At 48.7% G+C, this 23,278-nt stretch carries 17 protein-coding genes and 1 pseudogene; 9 read left to right on the forward strand and 9 right to left on the reverse strand.

Going from position 1 to position 23,278, the window contains the following annotated elements; translation table 11 throughout:
* Nucleotides 1–27: 27 nt before the first annotated feature.
* Genes JVX88_RS04830 through JVX88_RS04840 form a run of 3 tightly spaced genes read right to left on the reverse strand, consistent with a single transcriptional unit; the run spans nt 28 to nt 2,701 of the window.
* Nucleotides 28–1,683 (reverse strand): SpoIIE family protein phosphatase, encoded by a 1,656-nt coding sequence (locus tag JVX88_RS04830; RefSeq protein WP_211626200.1) that lies wholly within the window; start codon nt 1,681–1,683, stop codon nt 28–30.
* A 13-nt stretch (nt 1,684–1,696) separates the two neighbouring features.
* Nucleotides 1,697–2,209, reverse strand: coding sequence for an RDD family protein (locus tag JVX88_RS04835; protein WP_211626201.1), 513 nt, complete (start codon nt 2,207–2,209; stop codon nt 1,697–1,699).
* Nucleotides 2,210–2,215: 6 nt separating this feature from the next.
* Entirely contained in the window at nt 2,216–2,701 is a 486-nt protein-coding gene (locus JVX88_RS04840) for an FHA domain-containing protein (RefSeq protein ID WP_211626202.1), read from the reverse strand.
* A gap of 51 nt (nt 2,702–2,752) precedes the next feature.
* On the opposite strand from JVX88_RS04840, the gene JVX88_RS04845 reads away from it, so the two are divergent.
* From JVX88_RS04845 to JVX88_RS04855, 3 genes are all read left to right on the forward strand, one after another.
* A complete protein-coding gene (locus JVX88_RS04845) occupies nt 2,753–2,950 on the forward strand; it encodes a hypothetical protein (protein ID WP_211626203.1) in 198 nt (65 codons plus the stop codon).
* A gap of 74 nt (nt 2,951–3,024) precedes the next feature.
* Nucleotides 3,025–5,172, forward strand: a complete 2,148-nt coding sequence (locus JVX88_RS04850) for a sensor histidine kinase (RefSeq protein ID WP_211626204.1) — start codon at nt 3,025–3,027, stop codon at nt 5,170–5,172.
* Nucleotides 5,173–6,522, forward strand: a complete 1,350-nt coding sequence (locus tag JVX88_RS04855; protein WP_211626205.1) for a sigma-54-dependent transcriptional regulator — start codon at nt 5,173–5,175, stop codon at nt 6,520–6,522. It begins immediately after the preceding gene.
* A 37-nt stretch (nt 6,523–6,559) separates the two neighbouring features.
* Here the strand turns inward: JVX88_RS04855 and JVX88_RS04860 are convergent, their stop codons facing one another.
* Nucleotides 6,560–8,743: a penicillin acylase family protein gene (locus JVX88_RS04860; protein ID WP_211626206.1), complete on the reverse strand. Its 2,184-nt coding sequence runs from the start codon at nt 8,741–8,743 to the stop codon at nt 6,560–6,562.
* A gap of 147 nt (nt 8,744–8,890) precedes the next feature.
* Nucleotides 8,891–9,559: an RNA polymerase sigma factor gene (locus tag JVX88_RS04865; protein ID WP_211626207.1), complete on the reverse strand. Its 669-nt coding sequence runs from the start codon at nt 9,557–9,559 to the stop codon at nt 8,891–8,893.
* A 255-nt stretch (nt 9,560–9,814) separates the two neighbouring features.
* Here JVX88_RS04865 and JVX88_RS04870 point away from each other — a divergent pair, with 255 nt between their 5' ends.
* Entirely contained in the window at nt 9,815–10,570 is a 756-nt protein-coding gene (locus JVX88_RS04870) for a hypothetical protein (RefSeq protein WP_211626208.1), read from the forward strand.
* A gap of 23 nt (nt 10,571–10,593) precedes the next feature.
* On the opposite strand, the gene JVX88_RS04875 is transcribed toward JVX88_RS04870, so the two are convergent.
* Nucleotides 10,594–11,718 carry an aminotransferase class V-fold PLP-dependent enzyme gene (locus tag JVX88_RS04875; RefSeq protein WP_211626209.1) on the reverse strand — a complete coding sequence of 375 codons (1,125 nt, stop codon included), beginning with the start codon at nt 11,716–11,718 and terminating at the stop codon, nt 10,594–10,596.
* A gap of 153 nt (nt 11,719–11,871) precedes the next feature.
* Here JVX88_RS04875 and lepB point away from each other — a divergent pair, with 153 nt between their 5' ends.
* The 3 genes from lepB to JVX88_RS43880 all read left to right on the forward strand — a co-directional run bounded on the left by lepB (nt 11,872) and on the right by JVX88_RS43880 (nt 14,240).
* Nucleotides 11,872–12,573 (forward strand): signal peptidase I, encoded by a 702-nt coding sequence (lepB, locus tag JVX88_RS04880; RefSeq protein WP_211626210.1) that lies wholly within the window; start codon nt 11,872–11,874, stop codon nt 12,571–12,573.
* Between the two features lie 60 nt (nt 12,574–12,633).
* Nucleotides 12,634–13,725 carry a glutamine-hydrolyzing carbamoyl-phosphate synthase small subunit gene (gene carA / locus JVX88_RS04885; protein WP_211626211.1) on the forward strand — a complete coding sequence of 364 codons (1,092 nt, stop codon included), beginning with the start codon at nt 12,634–12,636 and terminating at the stop codon, nt 13,723–13,725.
* A gap of 311 nt (nt 13,726–14,036) precedes the next feature.
* Entirely contained in the window at nt 14,037–14,240 is a 204-nt protein-coding gene (locus tag JVX88_RS43880; protein ID WP_225931339.1) for a transcriptional repressor, read from the forward strand.
* Here JVX88_RS43880 and JVX88_RS04890 read toward each other — a convergent pair.
* Nucleotides 14,235–15,383, reverse strand: a pseudogene (locus JVX88_RS04890) (FHA domain-containing protein); the annotation flags it as partial. The gene JVX88_RS43880 and the pseudogene JVX88_RS04890 overlap by 6 nt on opposite strands.
* Before the next feature lie 373 nt (nt 15,384–15,756).
* On the opposite strand from JVX88_RS04890, the gene JVX88_RS04895 reads away from it, so the two are divergent.
* Nucleotides 15,757–17,025, forward strand: a complete 1,269-nt coding sequence (locus tag JVX88_RS04895) for a sensor histidine kinase (RefSeq protein WP_211626213.1) — start codon at nt 15,757–15,759, stop codon at nt 17,023–17,025.
* 49 nt (nt 17,026–17,074) lie between these two features.
* Nucleotides 17,075–18,052, forward strand: a complete 978-nt coding sequence (locus tag JVX88_RS04900) for a response regulator (RefSeq protein ID WP_211626214.1) — start codon at nt 17,075–17,077, stop codon at nt 18,050–18,052.
* Nucleotides 18,053–18,055: 3 nt separating this feature from the next.
* On the opposite strand, the gene JVX88_RS04905 is transcribed toward JVX88_RS04900, so the two are convergent.
* Both JVX88_RS04905 and leuS read right to left on the reverse strand, forming a co-directional pair.
* The gene (locus JVX88_RS04905; RefSeq protein WP_211626215.1) at nt 18,056–20,263 is read right to left on the reverse strand and encodes a bifunctional serine/threonine-protein kinase/formylglycine-generating enzyme family protein; all 2,208 of its coding nucleotides are present in this window, start codon (nt 20,261–20,263) and stop codon (nt 18,056–18,058) included.
* 215 nt (nt 20,264–20,478) lie between these two features.
* The gene (gene leuS, locus JVX88_RS04910) at nt 20,479–23,133 is read right to left on the reverse strand and encodes a leucine--tRNA ligase (RefSeq protein ID WP_211626216.1); all 2,655 of its coding nucleotides are present in this window, start codon (nt 23,131–23,133) and stop codon (nt 20,479–20,481) included.
* Nucleotides 23,134–23,278 lie beyond the last annotated feature (145 nt).

Raw genomic sequence — 23,278 nt, forward strand, 5'->3', positions numbered from 1 at the left:
CTCCCTGAGAACCCTAACTAACCCTAACTAAATGCGTTTTGCAATTACGAGCGTGATATCGTCATTTGCCGGAGCGGTTTGTGTAAAGGATGAAAGGGCCGATTCGACCTTATCCCGGATCCCGGCTGCAGAAGCCGTCCTGTTATTTATTATTACCTCAGTTAGCCGTTCCATCCCGAACTCTTCATCAAGCGGGTTCACGGCTTCTGAAACGCCGTCCGAATAAACAACAAGGGTATCTCCGCTCTCGAGCGATAGTTCGCCTTCTTCATATTGAGCAACGGACATAAGTCCTAATGGAAGACCGCCGGAATCAAGCTGCTGAGTACTTCCATCGGCAAGTGCGAGAAGTGGCGGATTATGGCCGGCGTTTATATAACGAACCTTGCCGGTCACAGGATCCAGCTCACCGATAAAGAGGGTTACAAATCGATTCGCCGGAGTATTCTCCGAAAGATACTCATTGACTGACATCACCGTTTGCCAGAGCGAGCTCTTTGCGGCAATCTGCGCGTGAATTGCCGCATGAAGACTTGACATCAAGAGCGCTGCCGCAGTTCCTTTGCCGGATACATCGCCTAATGCGATCATCAGCTTTCCGTCGGGACGTTTAATGAAATCGTAGTAGTCGCCCCCGATCTCATAGCAAGAGAACGATATACCCTGAAACTCATAGCCTTCAATGATCGGAGGGGCAGAAGGTTGAAATCTTTGCTGGATCTCGGTCGCTAATTCAAGTTCCCGCTCCATCCGTTCACGCTGCATCCGTTCCTCAAGCAGGGTCGCATTTTCTACCCTGATCGATGCGACAGAGGCGAGCGTGGTGAGAATGTTAAGGTGCTCTTCGGTAAATGTTGTCTCGTATGTCGGCGAATCCGCATAGATCAAGCCGAAGATGTTGCGTTCATCGACGCTAAGCGGGACGGCAAGTACAGACCTGATCCCCTGCAACATCACCGTTTGTGTTGCAAATCGCGGGTCCTGCTGTGCGTCGGCTGTTAGAACGGACTTGCCATTCTTAAGCACTTCATTCATTACACTGTGGCTGATCCTTACTTCGCTAAGTTGCTCTTTCTGGCCGCGTATCCTCGCAACCATTATCTTCATTCCGTCAGCAGCTTTGTCATCACGCAGCATTATGACGCAGCGTTCGGCAGGAACTGCTTCAAACACCAAGGAAGCAACCTGATCAAGCGTTTCTTCAAGGCCACTCGCGGAAAGCAATGCAACACCGACTTTGCTTATAAGACCAAGCAGGTCGTTTCTTGAAGAAAACTGGCCTTTAAGTAGGTCTGTAGTCGGAATTCTGCGACTCTGGAAAGAAATGGTCTTCGAAGGATCAAGGGCCTCGGTTCTATCCGCAATGAGCGTTGCTCCACCCGCGATCGGCAGAATATCAGCATCAAAGACCATCGTCGTCTCGCCGATCTGAATCTCGTCACCGGTCATAAGTGGGACCGCGTGTTTTATTACATTCCCGTTGTGGCGGGTGCCATTGGCAGAGCCAAGATCCTGCAGCCAATAGGAGTCACCTTCAAGCCTCACCTCAGCATGTAGTCTTGATGCGAATGCATCGGGGATACACACATCGCTACGAGCCGAGCGGCCGATCGTCGTGCGGATACGGCTAAGGTCGATATTCTCAGGTATCCCTGACGAATTCTTAAGTAACAGTCTAGCCATAGTCTATATCGATCTAATCACGTATTCGCCTAGATGCGTAGATCACCATGGTCCCAGCCAGAATATCGTGAAGTGAGCGATTTAGCGGGCTGAACGCGGACCAGAAGAATGAGATGCCTAATGTCAACGGAAATAACAAGATCGCCACCACCTGCCGAAGGATCATTCTCCCGATGGAAATATCAGCTCCGTCAGTTTTTACTATTTGTATTCCGGCAAGCATCTTCCCGATAGTCTTTCCGGTCGCTACAGGAAGCAGAACGCCGCTCACCAGAGCAAGAAGGACACCAAGAAGCCAGCCGATATCGTTCAAACCGCTATTCAAGAGCCCGGCACCATCATTACCAGAGGCGCGGCTAATGACCATGAATAATGCTGGCATAAAGACGATGATGAGGTAATCCATTATCAACGCTCCGCAGCGAAGCGAGAACGGAGCCGTGACCTCTTCGGGTGTAAAGCCTACCAATTTTACTTGTGGCGATACGAGCGCCGGCGAATTTTTGTCCGTTGTGGTTGACGACATATCAGATCAATTGACGATAAAATGAAGGACCGTATCGCCTATCTTTATTTTGTCGCCATTTGCGAGGGTATGCGGCGTATGCGGCGGCAGACGGAACGGATCTTTAGTAACCGGTGTCAAAACTGTCCCATTCGATGAACCAAGGTCCTCGACCATGAACTCACTGCCTGTCTTCCAGATACGGGCATGCCGCCGCGATATCTTCGTCTGCGGGTCGTATTTCGATAGATCGACCTCTGGAAATATATTTGACATCGGGTCGCGCCGTCCTACGAGGTTCTCCTGTTTTTCCAAAAGATAGGTTGGTGTAGAAAGTTCACTTGTGCCCTCAATAAGCAATCGGGCGGTCTTAGGAGCTGAAGATGAGTATATCTCCGAATGAACTCCTTGTTGTGCGATCGGCTGCTTTGCCCCGCAAAAAGCACAAAACAGATCGGTCGCCACAATACGTTGGCCGCAGAACAAGTCCGAGCGACACGGGAGAGATCCCATCAAAGCACCGCAGGCAAACATAGCCCGCAGTAAAAGCCGAGACGAACATTATTGCTGCATTCAAAAGTAGCGAGGCAGAAGCTGACCCTGGACCTGGCGTCATTAGTGATGGAAGAAAAATTGCTGCCGCCGAGCCAAGGAAGACCATCAGAAATAAAAAGAGAAATAGAAAAAAAAGGACCCGCCAACCGCTCCGAAGAATGTTGGTTTCATCAAAAAATATCAGCCGAATATTGGTCATTCCGCTAGAGTTTAGCGGAGCGGTCTGCCGCCATCAAACGGGCGCATAGCAATGGTCATTGTGCTAAACTTGGGTTTCTGAGATGACGACCGGCTCGCCAAAACGTATCAGGCTTTCTCTTTGGCTTCTTGGAGCATTCGTTCTATTTCTCCTGACGATACTTCTTCTTCTTCAAACCTCAAATATTTGGAAGGATTTTTCGGTCGAATCGGCGGGAGACACACTCTTGCTTTACGGGCTGTCCTCACTGAATTTTGCCGCATTCGTTGTTTTTGGGTTCATCTTTTTACGGAGTATCGTGCGGCTTATTCGCGAGCGAAAGGCATTGCAGCTCGGGTCGAAACTGAAGACCCGTCTGCTTTTTTATTTCGTGATGATAAGCATCTTGCCGATAATCGCGATGGCCGGCTTTTCCATTCTTTTTATGAATCGGGCGATCGATCGCTGGTTCACGCAGATACCCGAGAATATCGTTCGCCTTCCGCAGGACCTTCAAAAACGAGCTATTGAGAACGAACGGGATCGGATGAATGAGCTTGCGGCGGTAGCGGCGCGTTCATTGGGACAAGATGTCCCGACCGAATCCGATCTGCGAGCACTTCTTTCGGACGGCGGCCTAGTCTTTGCCGGAGTGATCGGCGAGGATGGACGGTACGCAATAAAAGCAGTGTCTAAAGCGTTAGATGATGCCGGCCTCTCAAGTCTTGGTTCCGGCGAGCTGAGTTCTCCAACGCTCTCGGATGGTTACGGTGTAGATGCCTTTGTAGCAACGCTTCCTGACGGGCGGAGATTGGTCATTGGCACGGTAATGTCCGGTGACCCGAATATCGATCAGGCAGTGGTAGGATCGCTTCAGCAATATGATCGACTGAAGGCTTCGCAGATCACGGTTCGGCAAGTCGGTTTTCTTACGCTGGGCGTCCTTACCTTTATGCTGATCTTTGCGGCGATGTGGACAGCATTTTACATTGCCCGGGGACTTGCGACGCCTCTTCGTTCTCTAGCCGAGGGAGCACAAAAGATCGCAGAGGGGGAACTTGGGTATCGCGTTGATGTAATGGCCGAGGACGAATTGGCTCTGCTCGTTTCTACATTCAACGAGATGTCGGCCAAGCTTGAAGCAAATTCCGCTGAGCTTACCGAAAGGCGACGGTACATAGAAACTGTCTTGCTTTCATTGCCTACGGGTGTGATATCGCTCAACGCCGGTGGACTTATCAGCACGATCAATCCTGCTGCGCGAAAAATACTTGGGGTCAATACGCGAAATCTCACCGGAACGCCGTTTTCCGATCTTTTGGGTGAGGCGGACCGCATGCTGTTTGACCGCATCATTTCAAGGGCCCGGCGGGTTGGCCACGCCTCGGATCAATCAAGGCTAATGGCAGATGCCGGCGAGAAGGACGGAGCCTCCGGCGGACTTGCCGTTTCCATAGTGGCAACAGCATTGCCTGAGGGCTCCGGCGTAGTTCTGGTATTGGAAGATCTCTCCGAATTGATCGCGGCCCAACGTGCGTCTGCTTGGCAGGAAGTTGCCCGGCGAATGGCTCACGAGATCAAAAACCCCTTAACGCCGATTCAGCTCTCCGCCGAACGCATTGCACGCAGATTTGCCGTTCCCGATAATGGGAATGAATCGATCCACCGATCGGTTACTCCCAATGTGGATGATAAAACTCAGTTAGTCGTAAAGGAAGGAACCGCCACTATAATCCGGGAGGTGCAGTCATTAAAATCAATGGTCGATGAATTTTCACGGTTTGCACGCCTACCGGAAACATCGCCTGTATCAGGAAATATTAATGAGGTTATCGAACAGGCAGCTGAGCTTTACGCTGGAAGGTCAAGCGAATTGACGCTTGAAATGAAGCTCGCCGGCAGTCTTCCCAATGCCTTTGTTGATGCAGAACAACTTAAACGCGTGTTTGTAAACCTGATAGACAATGCTATTGAAGCTCCTGGCCCTGAAGAAAAGGTCGTAACTATATCGTCACGTCATGATACTGCCCGCGATATAATAGTCATTGAGGTTGCGGACAACGGAAAGGGTATCGATCCGCCCGATCTTCAAAAGCTGTTCCAGCCTTACTTCTCGACCAAGGGCCGAGGAACCGGTTTGGGATTAGCGATCGTCCAAAGAATAATTGCCGAGCATCAGGGTAAGATCAAAGCGGTAGCAAACCAACCGCGAGGTGCGAAATTTATTGTGGAGATTCCTGTAAAGGGATAGATGAATTCAATTCTTATAGTTGATGACGAGCCCGGCATACGCGAGACGCTTCGTGGAGTGTTAGAGGATGAAGGGTTTGCGGTCGACCTGGCCGCCACGGGCGAGGAATGTTTGAAGCTTGTTGAAGAGAATACTTATTCATGCATTCTTCTCGATATCTGGCTCGGAAAGGGAATTGATGGTTTAAACACGCTGAAAAAGCTTCGGGAAGAAGGTAATGATTCGGCGGTGATTATGATTTCCGGCCATGGGAATATTGAATCGGCAGTAAAGTCCACAAAACTCGGTGCGTTCGATTTTATTGAAAAGCCTTTGAGCTTGGAGAGAACCATCGTTACCGTAAAGAATGCAGTCCGCCAACGAGAGCTTGAGCGGGCAAATGAACAGCTTCAACAAGAGCTCGCTGACGAATATGTAATGGTCGGCGAATCGATCGCGATGCGTGCCCTTCGTAAACAGATCTCGATCGTTGCCCCATCGGACGGACGCGTTCTTATTTCAGGTGAAAGCGGAACCGGAAAGGAATTGGTTGCCCGTGCGATACATTCGCAGTCTAAACGAAAAAACTCTCCATTCGTTGAAATAAACTCTGCGGCGATACCTGAAGAGCTTGTTGAATCGGAATTATTTGGACACTCAAAAGGTGCTTTTTCAGGTGCGAACTCGGCAAAAAAAGGGAAGTTTGAAATTGCAGATGGGGCGACGCTTTTCCTCGATGAGATCGGTGATATGTCGTCTCGGGTACAGGCCAAAATGCTGCGGGTTTTGGAAGAGCAGCGGTTCGAACCAGTTGGGAGCAATAAGCCAATTAAGGTCGATGTACGCGTTATCTCCGCAACGAATAAACGCTTGGATGAGCTGATCGAAAACGGAAATTTCCGTCACGATCTTTTTTATCGTCTTAATGTTATACCGTTTCAGGTGCCTCCGCTTCGCGAACGGCTCGAAGATGTCCCTGCCCTTATAGATCATTTCAACCGTAAATTCTCATCAGACAATGGCAAGAAAGTGAAGGTGTTTACCGAAGCCGCTATCGAAAAGCTTTCAAACCACATCTGGCCCGGAAACGTTCGCGAACTCCGCAACACGATCGAACGTGTGATAATTATGACAACGAAGCAAAAGATCGACGTTGGCGATCTGCCGGAACTCGGATTTACTGAAGAAAAGCCGTCATCAAGCTTTCGCTTTCCCTCATTCAAAGAGGCCACCGATGCCTATCAACGCGAATTCATTCTTCATAAGCTTGCCGAATTTGACGGCAACGTTTCAAAGGCCGCTGAAGATATGGGCGTTGACCGCAGCCATCTCTATCGCCGTATGCGGAATCTGGGAATTCACGGAAGATAGATCGTTTCCTGAAAAGCTTGGATGCTAATAAACCTAATCACCGGACAGGCTTCTCGCCAGGGCGGTATTTAAGCTTTGCCCGTTTTTGAATATCAGATCTTGTAAATGCGATCGGCTTCATTTCCCCCCGCGCGAACATTGCAGCTTGATCTGAATAGTAAGGAGATTCCGGTTTATTGCTTTGTCCGTACGCAAGGATTGAGTAGCCGCGTGGCACGTCCCCGAATTCCACTGCAAAGACCCAGCAGTCGCCGCCAGTCGCGGCAAATTTGCCGTCCGACTGTCGCGTGTAGTTCATTATCCGAAAACAGCCGAGGTCATTTCCGCAGCCGCCGACCGGCACATCAACATTGCCGCGCCGAACACGATGGACATCACCCCAGGCAACATCGATCTGACCATATCGTTTCTTGACTTCCTCAACCGCCCAGACAAATGATTCGACCGCTCGGGTCCAGTTTGCCAATCCGCGCGGTGTGGAGAATGGTTCGTCTTTGGACCAAACGGCTGCATATCGCTCTCCATCAGGCAATGGCTGCCTCTCGTTATCGCGAATACCGGAGTAATGCCGCCACCATTCCTGAAAGATCACCGAGCCGCGACTTCCGGGAGAGGTCGTATTGTCCCATTGTTCAAGAAGATCAACCGCATTTGCGACATCACCTGTCGGCGAGGTCTTACGGACTGCTGTGAGCAGATCGCTCTTGACCCGGTCGGCAAGCAATGCACGATAGTTATGCTTGAGCTCCACAATATCTTCCAGACTGAATTTGTCATCGCCGTTGACAAATTGGATCGCCAGCTGGCTGCGTAGTGATAGCCGGGGCTCTTCGAAATTTGGGTAGGAATTTGAAGTATCTACCGGAGTTCGAATGTTGGTATAGTGATGCGAACTATTCTCATTATGAACATATCCGCCCGGAGGATTTAGCACTTGAGGAAGAGATTCGAATGGAACGTATTCGGTCCAAACATCTTTGATGCCTTTGGCAGGCACAGCGGTCAAGTCGTTGACCGGCGGGTGGGGAAGCTTTGGCAAGGCAGCGTTCCAAAGATAAAGAATGTTGCCCGCCCTGTCTGCATAAGTGAAGTTTGAGGTCATACGAGCCCGCATCTTCATCGCGTCCAACCATTCTTTGAGTGACGTGGCCCGCATCATTTTCAAGAATTGTTCCCCTGCACGTATCTCCCCGTCGCCAGCGTACTTCATTATGTAGATCTTTCCGTTTGCACGGTGAACCACCGGACCGAGATCGGTTGACCAAAATTCACGTGTTTCGGTAGAAATGCTCTCACCATTTCGAAAGGGTGCTGTTAGCAATTCGCGCTTCAACGGGACACTTTTGCCATCAAACAAATAGTGGTTCACATTCTTCGGGTCGGCGTCGAGAGCATAAAACTCGTCTAGATCTTGTTGGTTGTTGGTTGTCGAAAACCCAAGATCTTTATTGAATCCGCCGATAACTATGAAAGCCCCGCCAATTCGAAAATCGCCATAGAAATCTATTTTCCCTGGAACGGTAAGATGTGCTTCGTAATATCCCGCACTCCATTGCAGATGGGGGTTTCGCATCAAGATCGACTTTCCACTTTTGGTCCGGGTCGGCGCAAAAGCCCAGGCATTTGAACCGTCATCTGGATGAGAGCCTTCGTCGTCAGCGTCCGGATCATCGGATTGTGGTCTTGTGCTGTTGGATCGCGGAGAAACGGCTTCGATAAATCGCCGTATTTTCCCTTCATTGGGTTGCACAAGCTCAGCTGATGCCACGTCGAAACCTGTAAAATCAGTTGGCATATTGGGTGAAAACTCGTTCGGATGAAGCTTGATGAATCGATTAATGCCAGCTGCAAAACCTTCGTAAACATCGAGCACATCAACAGAAAGTGTCGGGTATTTATGCTTGACCTTTTCTCTTAAACGCCGCATCGCTAGATCAGATCCTATACGTTCATAACCAAGCACGGAAGCTGCTCTTCCGCTCGCTGACAATATGTTCATCGCTGTTCGCGGTCCGTGATCTTCAAGCTGAAGCCATGCGAGAGCGAAGCCGGCTGACTTGAAGTTTTCGGCTTGTATATGCGGAACGCCAAAGTCCGTGCGGATCACCTCGACCTGCTGCCATAATTCGGCCGGGTCGCTTATCTGAGGTGAAACAAGGTTAAACGAGCCGGCAAACGTAATTGAGGTGGCGAGTAATAAATGAAGAATCGTAATGCGCATTTAGATCGGACAAACCTTTGAAAGATCAGTTAAATTTATCATTGTGGGCTTGTCAGGTCTAATTTTGACAGTGTCACAGATATGGGGATAAGCAAAGGCCCGCGAACGATTATCGTTCACGGGCCTAAGATAATGGTTTGTATTTGGTTAAGCAGTTAGTCCGACCAAACGTGGATTTGCCTTTTTCTGCAATAGTTTTCGAAGCTTCAATCGAGCCTTATGCAGTTGCGATTTGGAAGTTCCAACCGAGCATCCAAGTATTCGCGCAACCTCTTCGTGCTCAAAGCCTTCGATATCGTGCAGGACGAACACATTTTTGTAGCCGTCCGGCAATTGGTCAATCGCGTTTTCGAGGGCGATCTTATCTACTATCGGCATCCGATCGGGATCGTCAGTACCGTTTACGATCTGATCTGGCGTCTCGCCCTCCTCGGTTACTTTCTCATATTTAACATTCCGTTTTCGGAAGTGCATCAACACTTGATTAACGGTCATTCTATGAAGCCAGGTCGTGAAGGCCGAATCACCTCTGAAGCTCCCGATCTTCCGATACAGCTGAATGAACACATCCTGCGTTAGATCCTCCGCTTCATAGGCATTCTGGAGCATCCTTAAACATATCGAATAAACTCTGCGATGATGACGCTGATAGATCTCTTCAAACGCTGCCATGTCGCCTTTTGATGCGAGCTTTGTTAATTCAAAGTCCGGAGCGGTAGCTAGATCGATAGTGCCTTTGACTGCGCCGCCAGATGTCTTGGACGAACTTCCAGCTTCGGTGTTAAGTATTGGATAGCTAAGTGTCTCAGTGGTCATTTGCTTGTACCCCCGCAGAGTAAGGAATCAATCACTGTGCCAAAACTGATCGTATTGATACTATCGACGTTAAGAAGGCTGTTTTGTTCCCAAATTGTGGGCATACCTTTGTTTTCGAGAAACATCAAAAATGAGATTCAAACCAAACCGTATAGACCGATAAATAACCGACACACGATTTGGTGTGTATTCGATCCATACGGTTTATCAGCTTTTGTGCGAATAATGCTATCATCTCTATTCAATTCGAAAACGATGATATTCAGCAGTACATTGATAAATCTAAAGACGGTTCGTGCTGTTTTCATCCTGATACTTTCTTTCGTTGGGCCAGCGTTCGCACAGCAGAACAGTGCGGAATTCCGAAGTCAGGAGGTTTCCGAAGAGGATGGTGTACCGGTTTTGCTGAAACATCTGCCAGATTGGCGATCGGTCCAGGGATATGCCCTGATAACAGACAAACGCTCGGATCTTCTGGCCAACACTGGCGATCAGCCCCTTATTAGTGCCATTGACTTTATTCCGGGTACAGAAGCGGTTTCGGCAACATATCCTGCCGGTAAGCTAGTTATCGTTGAGCATACTTCGCCGCAGTCCGCCAGCGACGCCGACGTGCGCATAAGGAACGTCATCGAACTGGGCAACGGCGGCGATAACAATATTTACCGTAGGATCGGGAATTATTCCGCTTTCGTATTGGGGACAACCGACTTAAACGCAGCCAATGAGCTTCTCGATCAAATAAAGTATGAAAAGACAGTTCAATGGCTCGGCGAGGATCCGTATCTTCTACAAAAACTTGAGCGTTACTTTGCCACCACGGGTAAAGAGGTCGCTCTTTCGACGATCTTATTTATCTCAACAGTTTTGCTCACTGCCCTCGTTTTGGGTGTCATTTCAGGTATTGTTTATTTTCGACGACGAGAAAATCTTAGGGCCAACACTACTGCCTTTTCAGATGCCGGGGGATTGACCCGCCTTAACCTCGATGATCTGTCTGAGCCGCTCTAAAATGTGCCGTATGATACAAAAAATCACGGAAGGCCCTCGAGCAGACGGTCGATGTCAGTTATCGTATTGTAAAAATGAGGCGATATCCTTAGTCGATCACCCCGAGAGCTAACAATTATTTTCTTGGCCTTGAGCTTCTCAAATATTTCCGAAGATGGGATGTTTCCGCGGTGTTTGATACAGACGATAGCTGACGCCTCGCCCTCACGACGTGAACTTATGATCTCATAATTCAGATTGCCCAAACCCTCACAAAGATGCTCAGAGAGTTTGCTCAGGTGGGCTTCGATCTTGGGGAGCCCAACGTTATTCAAAAGCATTAAGCTTTGTTCTAAGCCATAAAACAGTGAAGAGGTGCCTGTTCCGCTTTCCCATGCAAGGGCATTTGGTCGAAATCTCTGTTCACGGTCGGTGAAGTCCCAAGGATTCTCAACACTTATCCATCCGACAAACGCCGGCCGTATCAGTTCGCGCGCCCGGTCAGAAATGTAAACGAATCCGCAACCTTCCGGAGCACAAAGCCATTTATGGCTTGCACCAGCGGCGACATCGACCAGTTGGCTCGGCAGGTCGTATCCGAACTGGCCAAGTCCCTGGATAATGTCAACCACAAAAAGAGCCCCCACTTCGCGCGCGGCTGTTCCGACAAATTCCAGATCCGCTCTGAATCCTGAGTCAAATTGGACAGAACTCAGTGCCACGATTTTTGTGTTTTCATCAATCAAGGACACCAATTCTTCCAGATCGATGCGGCCATCACGTTCCGGACAAAACCTGATTTCTGCACCGAAACGATCTCGTACCATCTTCCAAGCGTAGTAGTTCGAGGGAAATTCGCGTTCGAAAGAAACAATATTATCGGTTGCCGACCAATCCAGGCCGCAGGCGACAGATGCGATACCGTCCGAAGTGTTCCGCATAAATGCGACTTGTTCCGGACGGACATTCATCATTCCTGCGAGAAGAGCTCTCGCTCGATTTTTCATTTCAACCCACGCCGGGTATTGTTCTGAACCATATCGGCCAACATCATTTAGCTGTGAAACGACGGCATCTTTCGATCTTTTAGGTATCGGAGAAACGGCTGCACTATTCAGGTAGGTGTATTGGTCAAGGGCGGCAAACTCTTTTCTAATCTCCGCATTCATCCGGTCAATGATATCTCAAATGGTTGCAAAAGTAAGCCGCCTGAGGCATTGGTGAAAAATACTTTGACAAAGAGCGTTACTGGTTATACGTTCTTATTTGGGAGGCACGAAATTTCGCGAACCGCCCCCTTCTCAAGAGCATCTAAGAACAGCATGTTCAGAAAAAGGAAGAAAAATGAATTCTCATTTGGCACTTGGAGGCCTGAGGATGATCGTGATATTTCGATCTCGTATCCTAGCGGCGATCGTGTGGGGCGTTATTGGTTTGGTGAGAGTGTTCGTTTAATACGCGATCTTTTTCTGATAATGGCTGTATTTGTCCTCTTAGGCGTATTTGCGGTCCAGCCAGTTGTCGTAGAGGGATCATCAATGCTTCCTCACCTTCACGATGGCGAGCGTCTCTTGGTCAATAAGCTCGTTTATTACAACATCAAAAGCGTTAGCTGGGGACATCTTGAAAGGGGTGATATCGTGGTTTTCTGGTACCCGAAAGAGCCCGATAAGAGTTACGTGAAGCGGATAATCGGAATGCCGGGTGAGACCGTTGAACTAAAGGACGGAAAAGTGTTGATCAATGATCGTGAATTGATCGAACCTTATCTTGACAACATTCACAACAAAGGCTTGCCGAATATGGCCGCGAAAAAGGTTGAGGCTCACCATTATTTCGTAATGGGTGATAACCGCGATAACTCTTCTGATTCACGATACTGGGGGCTTGTTCCTGAGAAGTACATTTATGGAAAGGCGTTCTTCAGGTATTGGAAGCCTGAAAAAATGGGATTTCTGGAGCACGGGCAGTATCCGGATGAGCCCGTTCCGCCGTTGAACGACTTCCGTGCGAAGGAGCCCTGATCATTGGTCCATAATTCCTGACTTATGTTCCTGACTGCATTACGATAAAATAACCGCTTTATGAGTCATCTGATCAAGGCGATACTGGTACTTGAGGACGGACGCACCTTTTCCGGTGCGTCTTTTGGCGCTAAAGGCGAAGTTTTTGGTGAAATGGTGTTCAATACATCCATGACCGGTTATCAGGAGATACTGACCGATCCGAGCTACGCGGGACAGATCGTCTGTATGACCTATCCGCTCATTGGGAACTACGGAGTTAATGAATCTGACGTCGAATCAAGAAGCCCTTGGGCCGCGGGCTTCGTCGTCCGCGAGGCAAGCCGGATATACTCAAATCATCGTGCTACGGGCTCGCTGCAAGGCTATCTTCAAGCCAATAATATTGTCGGTATCGAACACATCGATACGCGAGCGCTAGTCCGCCATATACGTGACAAGGGTGCGATGCGTTCCGTTATATCATCCGAAGACCTCGACGTGAAAAGCCTACTCGAACGAGTCCGGACGTCGCCCGATATGAAAGGCCGTGAGCTTGCGACCGAAGTTACGGTTGATGAGAAGTTTGAATTTCCTGCGTCAGTTAAAGAGAGATTTCACATCGTGGCGTACGATTTTGGAGTGAAAACAAACAGCCTGCGTGAGTTTGCACGCCGTGGCTGTAGAGTTACGGTAGTGCCGGCGACCGCTTCAGCGGAAGAGGTGCTTGCTTTACAACCGGACGGGATATTTTTATCGAATGGACCCGGTGATCCTGCATCAATGAACAAAGTGATCCAGGAAATAAGAAAACTCGTCGCGTCGCAGAAACCAATATTTGGGATTTGTCTCGGTCACCAACTGATCGGACAGGCGTTCGGTGGCAAAACCTTCAAGATGAAATTCGGCCACCGCGGTGGAAACCAGCCGATAAAGGATCTAGAAAGCGGAAAGGTTGAGATAACATCACACAATCATGGTTTTGCAGTAGATCCAGATTCGCTCTCCGCTGATGTTGAAATAACGCATATAAATTTGAACGACAACACTGTTGCTGGCCTCCGTCATAAAACACTGCCCGTCTTCTCTGTACAATATCACCCTGAATCGGCACCAGGTCCGCACGACTCTAAGTATTTGTTTGAAAGATTTATTGAGCTGCTAAAAAAATAGTAATATGACTCACCTCGCACTATTGATGCATATGTGGGTGGATAGGTGGGGAAGTCTTGCCAGGCTCAAGATAGATTCAGTTTGATGCTTGGTTAATTAGGAGGGCTCGGGGCAATCCCTTCAGCTATATGCAAGGAGGTTCGAATAAATGGGTATTGTTAGCTTTGTTAGCTGAGGATCAAATGACCTGAGAGATTCTAGCTGATCATCGATTTGACAATAATGAAATTTAGAATTATTATAATCAGTGGTAATCACATATATATATTAAAATTCATTACTAAATTAGTTTTATTTGGTTTTATAAGGAAGTGAATACGATAGCGATAGAAGATTTGAAATTAACGCGGCAACGCGAGGTTGTCCTAAGGGTAATCCGCGAGCGACACGAACACCTGACCGCAAATGAGGTTTTTACGGACCTCACGAGTAATATTCACGCAATCAACCCGTGTTTTAGACCGCGTATCGAAAACCGAGACATTTTCTCCTGCGTCGACTCGGATAATAAATGAGCCGATCTGAATCTCGTCCGATATCGCTACGCCCGCTTTGTTTATTCGGGAACCATTCAGAAATACGCCATTTGTGGATCCCAGATCCTCAACCACGATCCCTGATTCCGTTCTCTGTAATCTTGCGTGAAACTTGGAGATCTGGAGCCCATCTAGACGAATATCGTTTGTCTCATCCCTGCCGATCCGAATGATGCCGGCATCTCCGAACGTAACCGATAATAAAAGCTGTGGTGCCGTCTGCCGTGTAACTGCACGCGAGTCCGCTGTAGCCCTATCCATTTTGAAAACAATGGTTTTAGGGCCGGCTTCGTTTGCCGCGAATCCTAAAGGAGATCGAGCAAACGAACGCTGTCCCGCAAGAGCTGCCTCGGCCGTCGGTGGGCGACCTGGACATAAAAATTTGACGATCGGCCCTCCAAGACCGAGCCGGATCTCATCACCATCATAGAGTGGGACATCTGTTGCTATTCTTTGGTCATTGACAAGTGTCCCATTGAAGCTGTTATTGTCCGACAGAAAATAGTCGGCTTTCACCGAACGAATGACCGCATGTTTTCGAGAAACTGTCGCCGCTGATGCATCAAAGATCACTTGGCATGAAAGGTCACGCCCAAGCCATGTCTCGCCTGGTTTTACATCAGTGCTTGTTTGCGGGCCATCGATACGCTCCAAACGCGCGGGCGGGAGTATCGGTCGTATAGGATCTGACACGGATAGATCTGGTTTGCCGGAATGGCCGGTTTTTGGCTGGTGCTCTGCATCAGTAGCCATTAGAGAATCAGGATGTCTGCCCGATTGCGAAACACGCCCGCTTTCGACAAATTCCTCAAACCAAACGACTTTTATTATAGGACCATCGGTCCCAAACTGTAGTTGCGACCCTGCTGATACAGGACGCGGCTTGATCAGCCTCTCACCATCTAAAAATGTCCCATAACTTGACCCCAGGTCGATCAGGTACCACTTTCCGTTTTGCCAACGGAGTTCGGCATGACGACGTGAGACCATCGGATATCGAGCTCCATCGAAGCTCACGTCGCATACACGCGCATCTCGTCCAACAACAATACAGCTTTTACTGAACTCTTTCTCAGGTGAAAAATTGCCTGGTGTGTATTCTTCAGAAAGGATGATATTCATTCTGTCCTGTCAGATATACCTATCTGTGAATCATATCTTATTGATATAGAGCGCAAAAATCATTGTTCAAAGCATAACAAAAGTATTGTCGTGGTAACCTGTGATATGCTAATTTGGAAATGGAAAGGTTACGTGACCCATTCTTTCCTCTCAATACAAAAATTTTAGAGCTTCTATTGAAAACATCACTTCCCATTCTAATGAGTACTTACCAATATAATCCTCGATAGAAATTTATTATATGAGTATTTTTCAGTATTTAAGATGTTGCACCACCAAATAACCTAGATAACACGGATTGGTAATTTCTCTCGCTGTGCCCAACAACACAACAACTCCCATTTCTGCCGCAACCAAGCGCCTCCCTCATCCAATGGACTATTCATTCCAAATGGGTGGATCGGGCAGATCATCTCGCATTCTGCTGGTTGATGACTCTCCTGTTGTACGTAAGGTATTTCGTAAGTATCTTTCAACTTCTTATGAATGCATTGAATCTGATTCGGTCGGAAATGCATTGGCAGAGCTAAGGAAGACCCGGTTTGATCTGGTGATCACAGATGTAATGATGCCGGGGCTTTCGGGGGTCGAGCTTCTAAGAAAGATAATCGAAGTTTATCCGGAAACTGCTGTGATAGTCGTAACTGGGGTCGATCGTCCACAAAGGGCTTTGGACGCAGTTCGTTTAGGAGCTAGCGATTATCTGATCAAGCCCTGTGAACCAGAAGTTCTGCAACTTGCAGTAGAGCGAGCCCTTGAACGCAGCAAACTCATACGGCAAGCGAATCAATACAAACTCGACCTCGAAAAGCAAAACGAGGAACTTGCACGAGGTAAAGCACAACTTGAACGCCTTCAGGCACAAATAGTCCATAGTGAAAAAATGGCGTCACTTGGGCAGCTTGCAGCCGGCATTGCACATGAGATAAATAATCCGGTCGGTTTTGTCTATGGAAATCTTGATCTTTTGGAAAGGACCATCTCAGATCTTTTGAGGCTGCTCGACCTCTATGATTCTCAACAACTTCCTGCCGAGATTGAGGCCAAAGTTTGGGATCTGAAAAAAGAGATATCTTACGAAAACGCGAAGACTGATCTTGGTTCTATCTTTGAAGACTGCCGCCATGGCACTGAGCGGATCCGTGATATCGTCCAAAATCTCAGAACCTTCTCCAGACTAGATGAGGCTGAGTTCAAAAAAACTGATATCAACGAAGGAATAGAATCCACAATTAGGCTATTGTCGCGGTATTTCAGCGGCGGCAACGTTCGCCTCTTGCGGGATTATGGCGAGCTTCCAATCGTTGAAGCTTATTCTGCACAGCTCAATCAAGTGTGGACAAATCTTCTCGTGAACGCGGCTCAGGCAATAAAAAATGGTCCGGGCAGCGTTTGGGTAAATACATCTTGTGATTCACAAAGTGTATGTGTCAGGATCAGCGATGACGGCGTCGGTATAGCAAAGGATGATCTCGGACGGATCTTTGATCCGTTCTTTACCACCAAACCGGTTGGTGAAGGTACGGGGCTTGGCCTTTCTATCTCCTTTGGCATCATTGAAAAGCATGGTGGGAAAATAGATGTTATTTCCGCCCCCGGAAAAGGAAGTGAGTTCATTGTAACATTGCCGATAAGTCGATAACAGGCTCCCTATACATTGAACGAACCAGGGTAATTCTAAATCTAAATATATGCAGTACAAGATATTAGTAGTTGACGACGAAATGGCAAATCTGAGGCTTCTTGAACGTCTATTCCGCGGGACCTATGAAGTTATAACCGCCGGAAGTGGCGAGGAGGCCATCCATCAGCTCTTGCTTCATGATATAGCCTTGATAATCTCTGACCAGCGAATGCCTGGCATCAGTGGCATAGAGCTTCTGAAGCGTTCTGCGGAGTTGCGACCACAGACAGTAAGGATAATGTTAACTGGATATTCCGACGCAGAGGCACTTGTCGAAGCGGTTAACTCAGGGGTGGTTTATAAATATCTAACAAAACCATGGGTAAACGAAGAGCTCTTGCAAACAACAAAGAGAGCTCTACAACACTATGAGACTTTGCGAGCCCAGCGCCAGCTACAGGCAAATTATGAGCGCATGCAGATCCGTCTTTCCTCACTCAAGCAACTTGCACTTGCAGTTTCAGGCTCAGTGTATGATTCTATCGATCCTGGCATATCTACAAGAGCATCTGTTGTTCGGGAAAACGCCGTCCGGATAGCCAGGAAATTTGATGTAGACTCTGTCGATCTTGAGTTGCTGGGCAATGCTGCATACCTTGCCGTTCTGAAATTTTATTCTTCTCAAAAAAAGACTGGTATCAAGAATAGCTTAGATATTATTAGTCATTCGCCTGAATTTGAAGAGATTTTCGACCTAGCAGAACATATCTGGGAAAATTTTGATGGTACTGGTTCGCCAAATGCGTTACATGGGGAGGAGATCCCACTTCCCGCAAGGATCATTGCGGTCATATTAGAGTTTGAACGGGCAAAGGATCGATTCGCCGTCAAGGATGATACAACCGATAGTAATGCACTAGAACAGTTACGTTGGCTGGCAGGAACAAGATTAGATCCAGCTATTGTTGATGCTCTCTGTGAGCAAGACCATATCTGGGGGGGCCAGACTTCGTCAACACAATCTGCGGAGAGCTACGTGCCATAATCGTCATGGATCACGGACTAGCCTGAAACCCAGAACCGCTGCCCGCGTGGTTAACGGAGTCTCTAAACGAAATGTGGATGTGATCTTGTTATCTCCCGTCGATCGATACTCTGCACTTCCGCCGCGAAGCATGAGCTTTCTATCAGCGTCCGCCGTCACAGTGTGAGGACTCCCCGGATAAACCCAAGGATGAGAACTTGTCCATTCGAGTACATTACCGATCAGATCATGAACTCCCCAATCATTCGGACAGGAAGCCGTGCCTACCGGAGCAGGGTCTGAATTCGGCTTGTCAACATATGCGCACTTGCTTTCGAATTTGTCACCCCAAGGATAAAGATTCTGTTTAGCTCCGTTTCTGGCCGCGTACTCCCATTCTTCTTCAGTTGGAAGCCGATAAAGGGTGTTGTCACGCTTTGAACGCCAAGCTGCAAATGCTGCAATATCGTCGCGGTTAACAAAGCGAACAGGCATTTTTTCCTCACCGGCAATCGGGCGCTCATTAATCCAGTGTGCAAGAAATCTGTCGGGTATCTGCGGCGTGTAACCGGTAGCGAGCATGAATTCAAGGAATTCTGCGTTGGTAACCTCTGTCTTGTCCATCAGAAAATCTTTTACGGTTACCTGATGTTCCGGCTTCTCGATCTCACTGCCATTATTCCGTCCCATTATGAATGTGCCGCCCTTGATGAGAGCTAGGTCGGGCTTGGTTTGTTCGGGAGTTGGGCCGTCGGGAGTAGGTGTCCCCTGTCCATTGATGTTTCCCTGAGATTTAGCACCGCCGAACCAACCCAGGTAATAAGCTCCCCCGATGCCGCCGATACCAAATATACCGAGGATCAAAAGTGCAGCCGCGCCAAGAAGGACCGGCGACAAGAACGAACGACGGGGCGTCTCAGAAGAAACCAATATCTGTTGGTCTCCGGTATTTTGATGCTGAACCTGAGTCTTCTGCATCTCGCTCACCGTTCTGAGCGTTTGAGAAAGGTTCTGTGGTGTATTGGGTGAGACGCCTCCTGATATAGCCACAGTCGGGCCCGGGACGGACACACCCGTGTTGAGATCCGCGACGATCTGCTGTGGACGTCCGTCGCATATTACCTCACCAAACCAATCACTGAAGCCTTCCTTCGATACACGCAGCTTGTGATTGCCACTCTGGATCCCATTAAGTGTTATCCACCCGTCCTCGCGGCTTTCTCCGACAGCTACATTGTCAATGAAAACACGAGAGCGTGGAGGATTAGTGCGAACATTCAATGTTGAAACAGGAAGCGGCTGTCCGCCAGATGTGGTATGAATACCCAATGCCTGCGGATATATGGCCTCTTTTAACTCTTCGATCATCCGCTCGACCGTCGGGGTCCGCTTATCTTTTTCTTTTTCCAGGGTGTGTAGGACTGCCGCCTCAAGCTCAGGTGAAATTGCGATGCCTGCTTCGAGAAACCTTGGCGCAGGGTCAGAGATATGCTTTTTCATTATCGCCGGTATTGACGAGCCCTTGAACGGCACGTCCCCCGTAAGCATCTGATAAAGCATCACACCGAGGCTGTAGATATCCGAACGCGAATCCGGCTCGTCATCGGCCCACTGTTCAGGGGCCATATAATACGGAGATCCCATTAGGCCGGTGGTTTGTGCCTGAATAAAAGATCCAAGCAATTCACCGGATTTGATCTTAGCGAGGCCGAAATCAAGTATCTTGACCGCCTGAGAGATGCTCGGCTTGTCCGAGCAGATCATTATATTAAGAGGTTTAAGGTCGCGATGCACAATGCCCTGATGATGGGCCGCACCGACACCTGAACATATCGCCGACATCAGTTCGAATGCTCTTTCCGGATCAAGACGCTTCTCCCGGGCAAGTAGATCATGAAGCGATTCACCCTCGACATATTCCATCACCAGAAATGGGATCGAACCCTGAATAACGCCGTAATCTGTGACTGCGACAACATTCTGATGCCTTATAGCCGCTGCGGCCAAGGCCTCCTGACGAAATCGCGTTACGAGCTGAGGATCGTTTCCGACCAGGTCAGGAAGAATTATCTTTATAGCGAGCTGGGTCTTTAGATATGCGTGCCGAGCTTTATATACAACCCCCATACCGCCTTGGCCAAGGCGGCTTTCGAGTTGGTATTTGCCTTCTAACACGGGCTCCCCTGCGATGGTGTGCATCGTCGGCATCCCGTCTTTCGGGCACGTTGCCACTTCATCAGTGAAGCAACTCTTACAAAGCTGGCACTCCTTCATCTATTCTTCACGACCGACATGCGAAGTGGGAAAGCCATCGCCTAAAATATTGACCCTTTTTTCGGTGAACTTTGCCGAACGCAGAGCTTTTTTATTTTAGTTCGTTTACTTTTCACAAGCAAGGTTTGAACATTTTACATTGCGACTAAGTTGCAGCTTCACAAACTTTACGGTCATCCACGCACAACAACATTTACAAGCCGGCCGGGCACAACAATTACTTTTAAGATATGCTTTCCAGCAATATTTTCGCTTATTTTCATATCAGCCAATGCAAGGCGTTCGATCTCTTCATTCGAGGCCGAGGGAGCAGCAAACACCCTTGATCGTAGTTTCCCATTTACCTGAACGGCGATCTCGATCTCATCTGCCGCTGCAAGGTCAGAGTTAAATTCCGGGAAACGGGCGCCGTCCGCGATCATGCCCGAATCGCTTCCCGTTATAAAGGAATAAAGCTCTTCTGCAGTATGAGGTGCGAACGGTGTAAGCATTCTTACTAAACAGCTTATCGCTTCAGACATTGCCGCCTTTTCAGCATCGTTAGATGAAGCTGGCTCTAGCTGGGACTCATAGATCGCATTGGTGAATTCCATCAGTGCAGCGATCGGCGTGTTGAATTGAAGCGTCGTGAGAGCTTCATCAACTCGCTTTATCGTTTGATGTGTCTTCTGCAAAAGCTTCTTGGCGGCTGCTGATCCGGCAATTGATGTCGCGGGGTCCTTGCGCTCTTGTGAAAGTATGGGAACAAGCACTTCGCGCCATTTGTAAACTAGTCGCCAGACTCGCTGCAAAAACCTGACAGCCCCTTCGATCCCGGCCTCCTGCCAAACAAGTTCGTTATCTACAGGTGCTGCAAAAAGTACAAACATACGCGATGCATCGGCCCCGTAGATATCGACCATTTCGTCCGGATCAACCCCATTGCCTTTGGACTTGGACATCCTCTCGATGGCAAATTTCAGATCGGATCCATCAACTCCCTTTGCAGAGATGATCCTCCCTTTCGCGTCGCGTTCGACCTCTACTTGGTTCGGTGGGAAGTATTTCCGTTTGCCCGTAGAATCATCGTAAAACGTTTCACCGACAACCATTCCTTGTGTCAGGAGTCGATCGAACGGCTCTCCAAAGGCAACAAGCCCGAGATCACGCATCACCTTTGTCCAGAAACGGGCATAGATCAAATGCATCACAGCATGATCATCTCCGCCGATATATTGATCCACTGGCGTCCAATAAGCTGCCTTCTCAGGGCCAAAAGCTTCCTCCGAATTTTTGGGATCAAGGTATCGGAAGAAGTACCACGATGAATCAACAAAAGTATCCATCGTGTCCGTTTCACGGGATGCCGGCGCGCTGCATTGCGGACAGGTAGTTTGAACAAATTCCTCGACCTTAGCCAATGGAGATTCCCCCGTTCCAGTAATTGGAGCATTTTCGGGCAATTCAACCGGCAATTTATCGATCGGTACAGGGACGGTCCCGCAGCCGTCACAATATACGATCGGGATCGGAGATCCCCAGAAACGCTGACGAGATATTCCCCAATCACGAAGGCGATAGGTCGTCGCAGCCTCACCGAAACCCTGCTTTTGAGCAAAGGCGGTCATCTCCCGTTTAGCATCTTCTGATGCTTTGCCGCTCCAAACATCAGAATGGACAAGCACGCCGTATTCAGTTAGTGGGGCCTCAAGGGCAAGTGCGTGGACTGAGTTATGCTCGTGCACCATATGCGGCTCAGAAATGACCTGACGGACCGGAAGGCCGAATCTCTTTGCGAACTCGAAATCGCGCTCATCATGAGCGGGGACGCTCATTACGGCGCCCGTCCCGTAATCCATCATCACATAGTTGCCGACCCAAACGGGGAGATCCTCGCCGCTAAATGGGTTGGTGGCTCTTAGACCTGTATCTACCCCGTCTTTTTCGATCTCGGCATCATGCTCCACAGGCTTCGCCTTCTCAACAATTATATGATCGATCTTCTCGACGACTTCAGGTGCGAATTTCCTGCGATTTGCTAGTACGATCGGGTGCTCTGGAGCCAGCACAATTGAACTAGCTCCGTAGATGGTATCGATACGTGTTGTAAATATACGCACACTCTGGTCAGAACCAACGATCTTAAAATCAAGTAACGCTCCTTCGCTTCGCCCTATCCAGTCACGCTGGCGTTTGATGACATGCACCGGCCATCCCGATTCTATGATCTTGAGATCATCCAGCAGCTGGTCGGCATAGGCAGTCGTCTTCAAGAACCATTGCTCAAGCTCCTTTTTGGTAACGGGATTTCCGCATCGCCAACATAGGCCGCCGCTAGCCTGTTCATTTGAAAGCGTGGCTTGGTCGTTCTCGCACCAGTTAACCTGCGTTTTCTTTTTATACGCAAGGCCTCTCTCGAACATTTTCAGAAAGAACCATTGATCCCATTTGTAATATTCCGGACGATGAGCCGCGATCTCGCGGGTCCAATCGTAACTTAGTCCGAGCCTTTTCAATTGTCCGCGCATCGCAACGATGTTGTCCTCCGTCCAATCGCGCGGATTCACACCCCGTTTTACGGCAGCATCCTCTGCTGGCTGGCCAAAGGAATCCCAGCCGATCGGATGCAGAACATTAAATCCTTTCAGTCGCTTGAACCATGCGAGAGCATCGCCGACGGAATAATTCCTTACGTGCCCCATATGAAGGTTTCCGGAAGGATATGGCAACATCTCAAGTTGATAGAACTTCGGACGAGACGTGTCGTCAGTTACCGCAAATGCACCGCTTTCGGCCCATTTTTTCTGCCACTTTGCCTCGACCTTTTTTGCAAAATATTTCTCGTCCATAGAGCTTTTGAGCTGGAAAAAGTCCAATTCTAACGGAAAGCTGGTATGCTATCCAATCCGGAAGCCAACTATTGTTGATTGAGTTTTTGAGAATGTGTTCCGCCACCCAAACGGCCGTAGGCCGCGAGTGGCTAAGTAAGGGCGA

The organism is Leptolyngbya sp. 7M (assembly GCF_018128485.1).

Coding starts and splice junctions, on each gene's coding strand:
- JVX88_RS04855 (WP_211626205.1), top strand. CDS start 5,173: ATGAATTCAATTCTTATAGTTGATGACGAGCCCGGCATACGCGAGACG.
- JVX88_RS04850 (WP_211626204.1), top strand. CDS start 3,025: ATGACGACCGGCTCGCCAAAACGTATCAGGCTTTCTCTTTGGCTTCTT.
- leuS (WP_211626216.1), bottom strand. CDS start 23,133: ATGGACGAGAAATATTTTGCAAAAAAGGTCGAGGCAAAGTGGCAGAAA.
- JVX88_RS04865 (WP_211626207.1), bottom strand. CDS start 9,559: ATGACCACTGAGACACTTAGCTATCCAATACTTAACACCGAAGCTGGA.
- JVX88_RS04895 (WP_211626213.1), top strand. CDS start 15,757: ATGGACTATTCATTCCAAATGGGTGGATCGGGCAGATCATCTCGCATT.
- JVX88_RS04840 (WP_211626202.1), bottom strand. CDS start 2,701: ATGGGATCTCTCCCGTGTCGCTCGGACTTGTTCTGCGGCCAACGTATT.
- lepB (WP_211626210.1), top strand. CDS start 11,872: ATGTTCAGAAAAAGGAAGAAAAATGAATTCTCATTTGGCACTTGGAGG.
- JVX88_RS04870 (WP_211626208.1), top strand. CDS start 9,815: ATGATATTCAGCAGTACATTGATAAATCTAAAGACGGTTCGTGCTGTT.
- JVX88_RS04875 (WP_211626209.1), bottom strand. CDS start 11,718: ATGAATGCGGAGATTAGAAAAGAGTTTGCCGCCCTTGACCAATACACC.
- JVX88_RS04860 (WP_211626206.1), bottom strand. CDS start 8,743: ATGCGCATTACGATTCTTCATTTATTACTCGCCACCTCAATTACGTTT.
- JVX88_RS04835 (WP_211626201.1), bottom strand. CDS start 2,209: ATGTCGTCAACCACAACGGACAAAAATTCGCCGGCGCTCGTATCGCCA.
- JVX88_RS04900 (WP_211626214.1), top strand. CDS start 17,075: ATGCAGTACAAGATATTAGTAGTTGACGACGAAATGGCAAATCTGAGG.
- JVX88_RS04830 (WP_211626200.1), bottom strand. CDS start 1,683: ATGGCTAGACTGTTACTTAAGAATTCGTCAGGGATACCTGAGAATATC.
- carA (WP_211626211.1), top strand. CDS start 12,634: ATGAGTCATCTGATCAAGGCGATACTGGTACTTGAGGACGGACGCACC.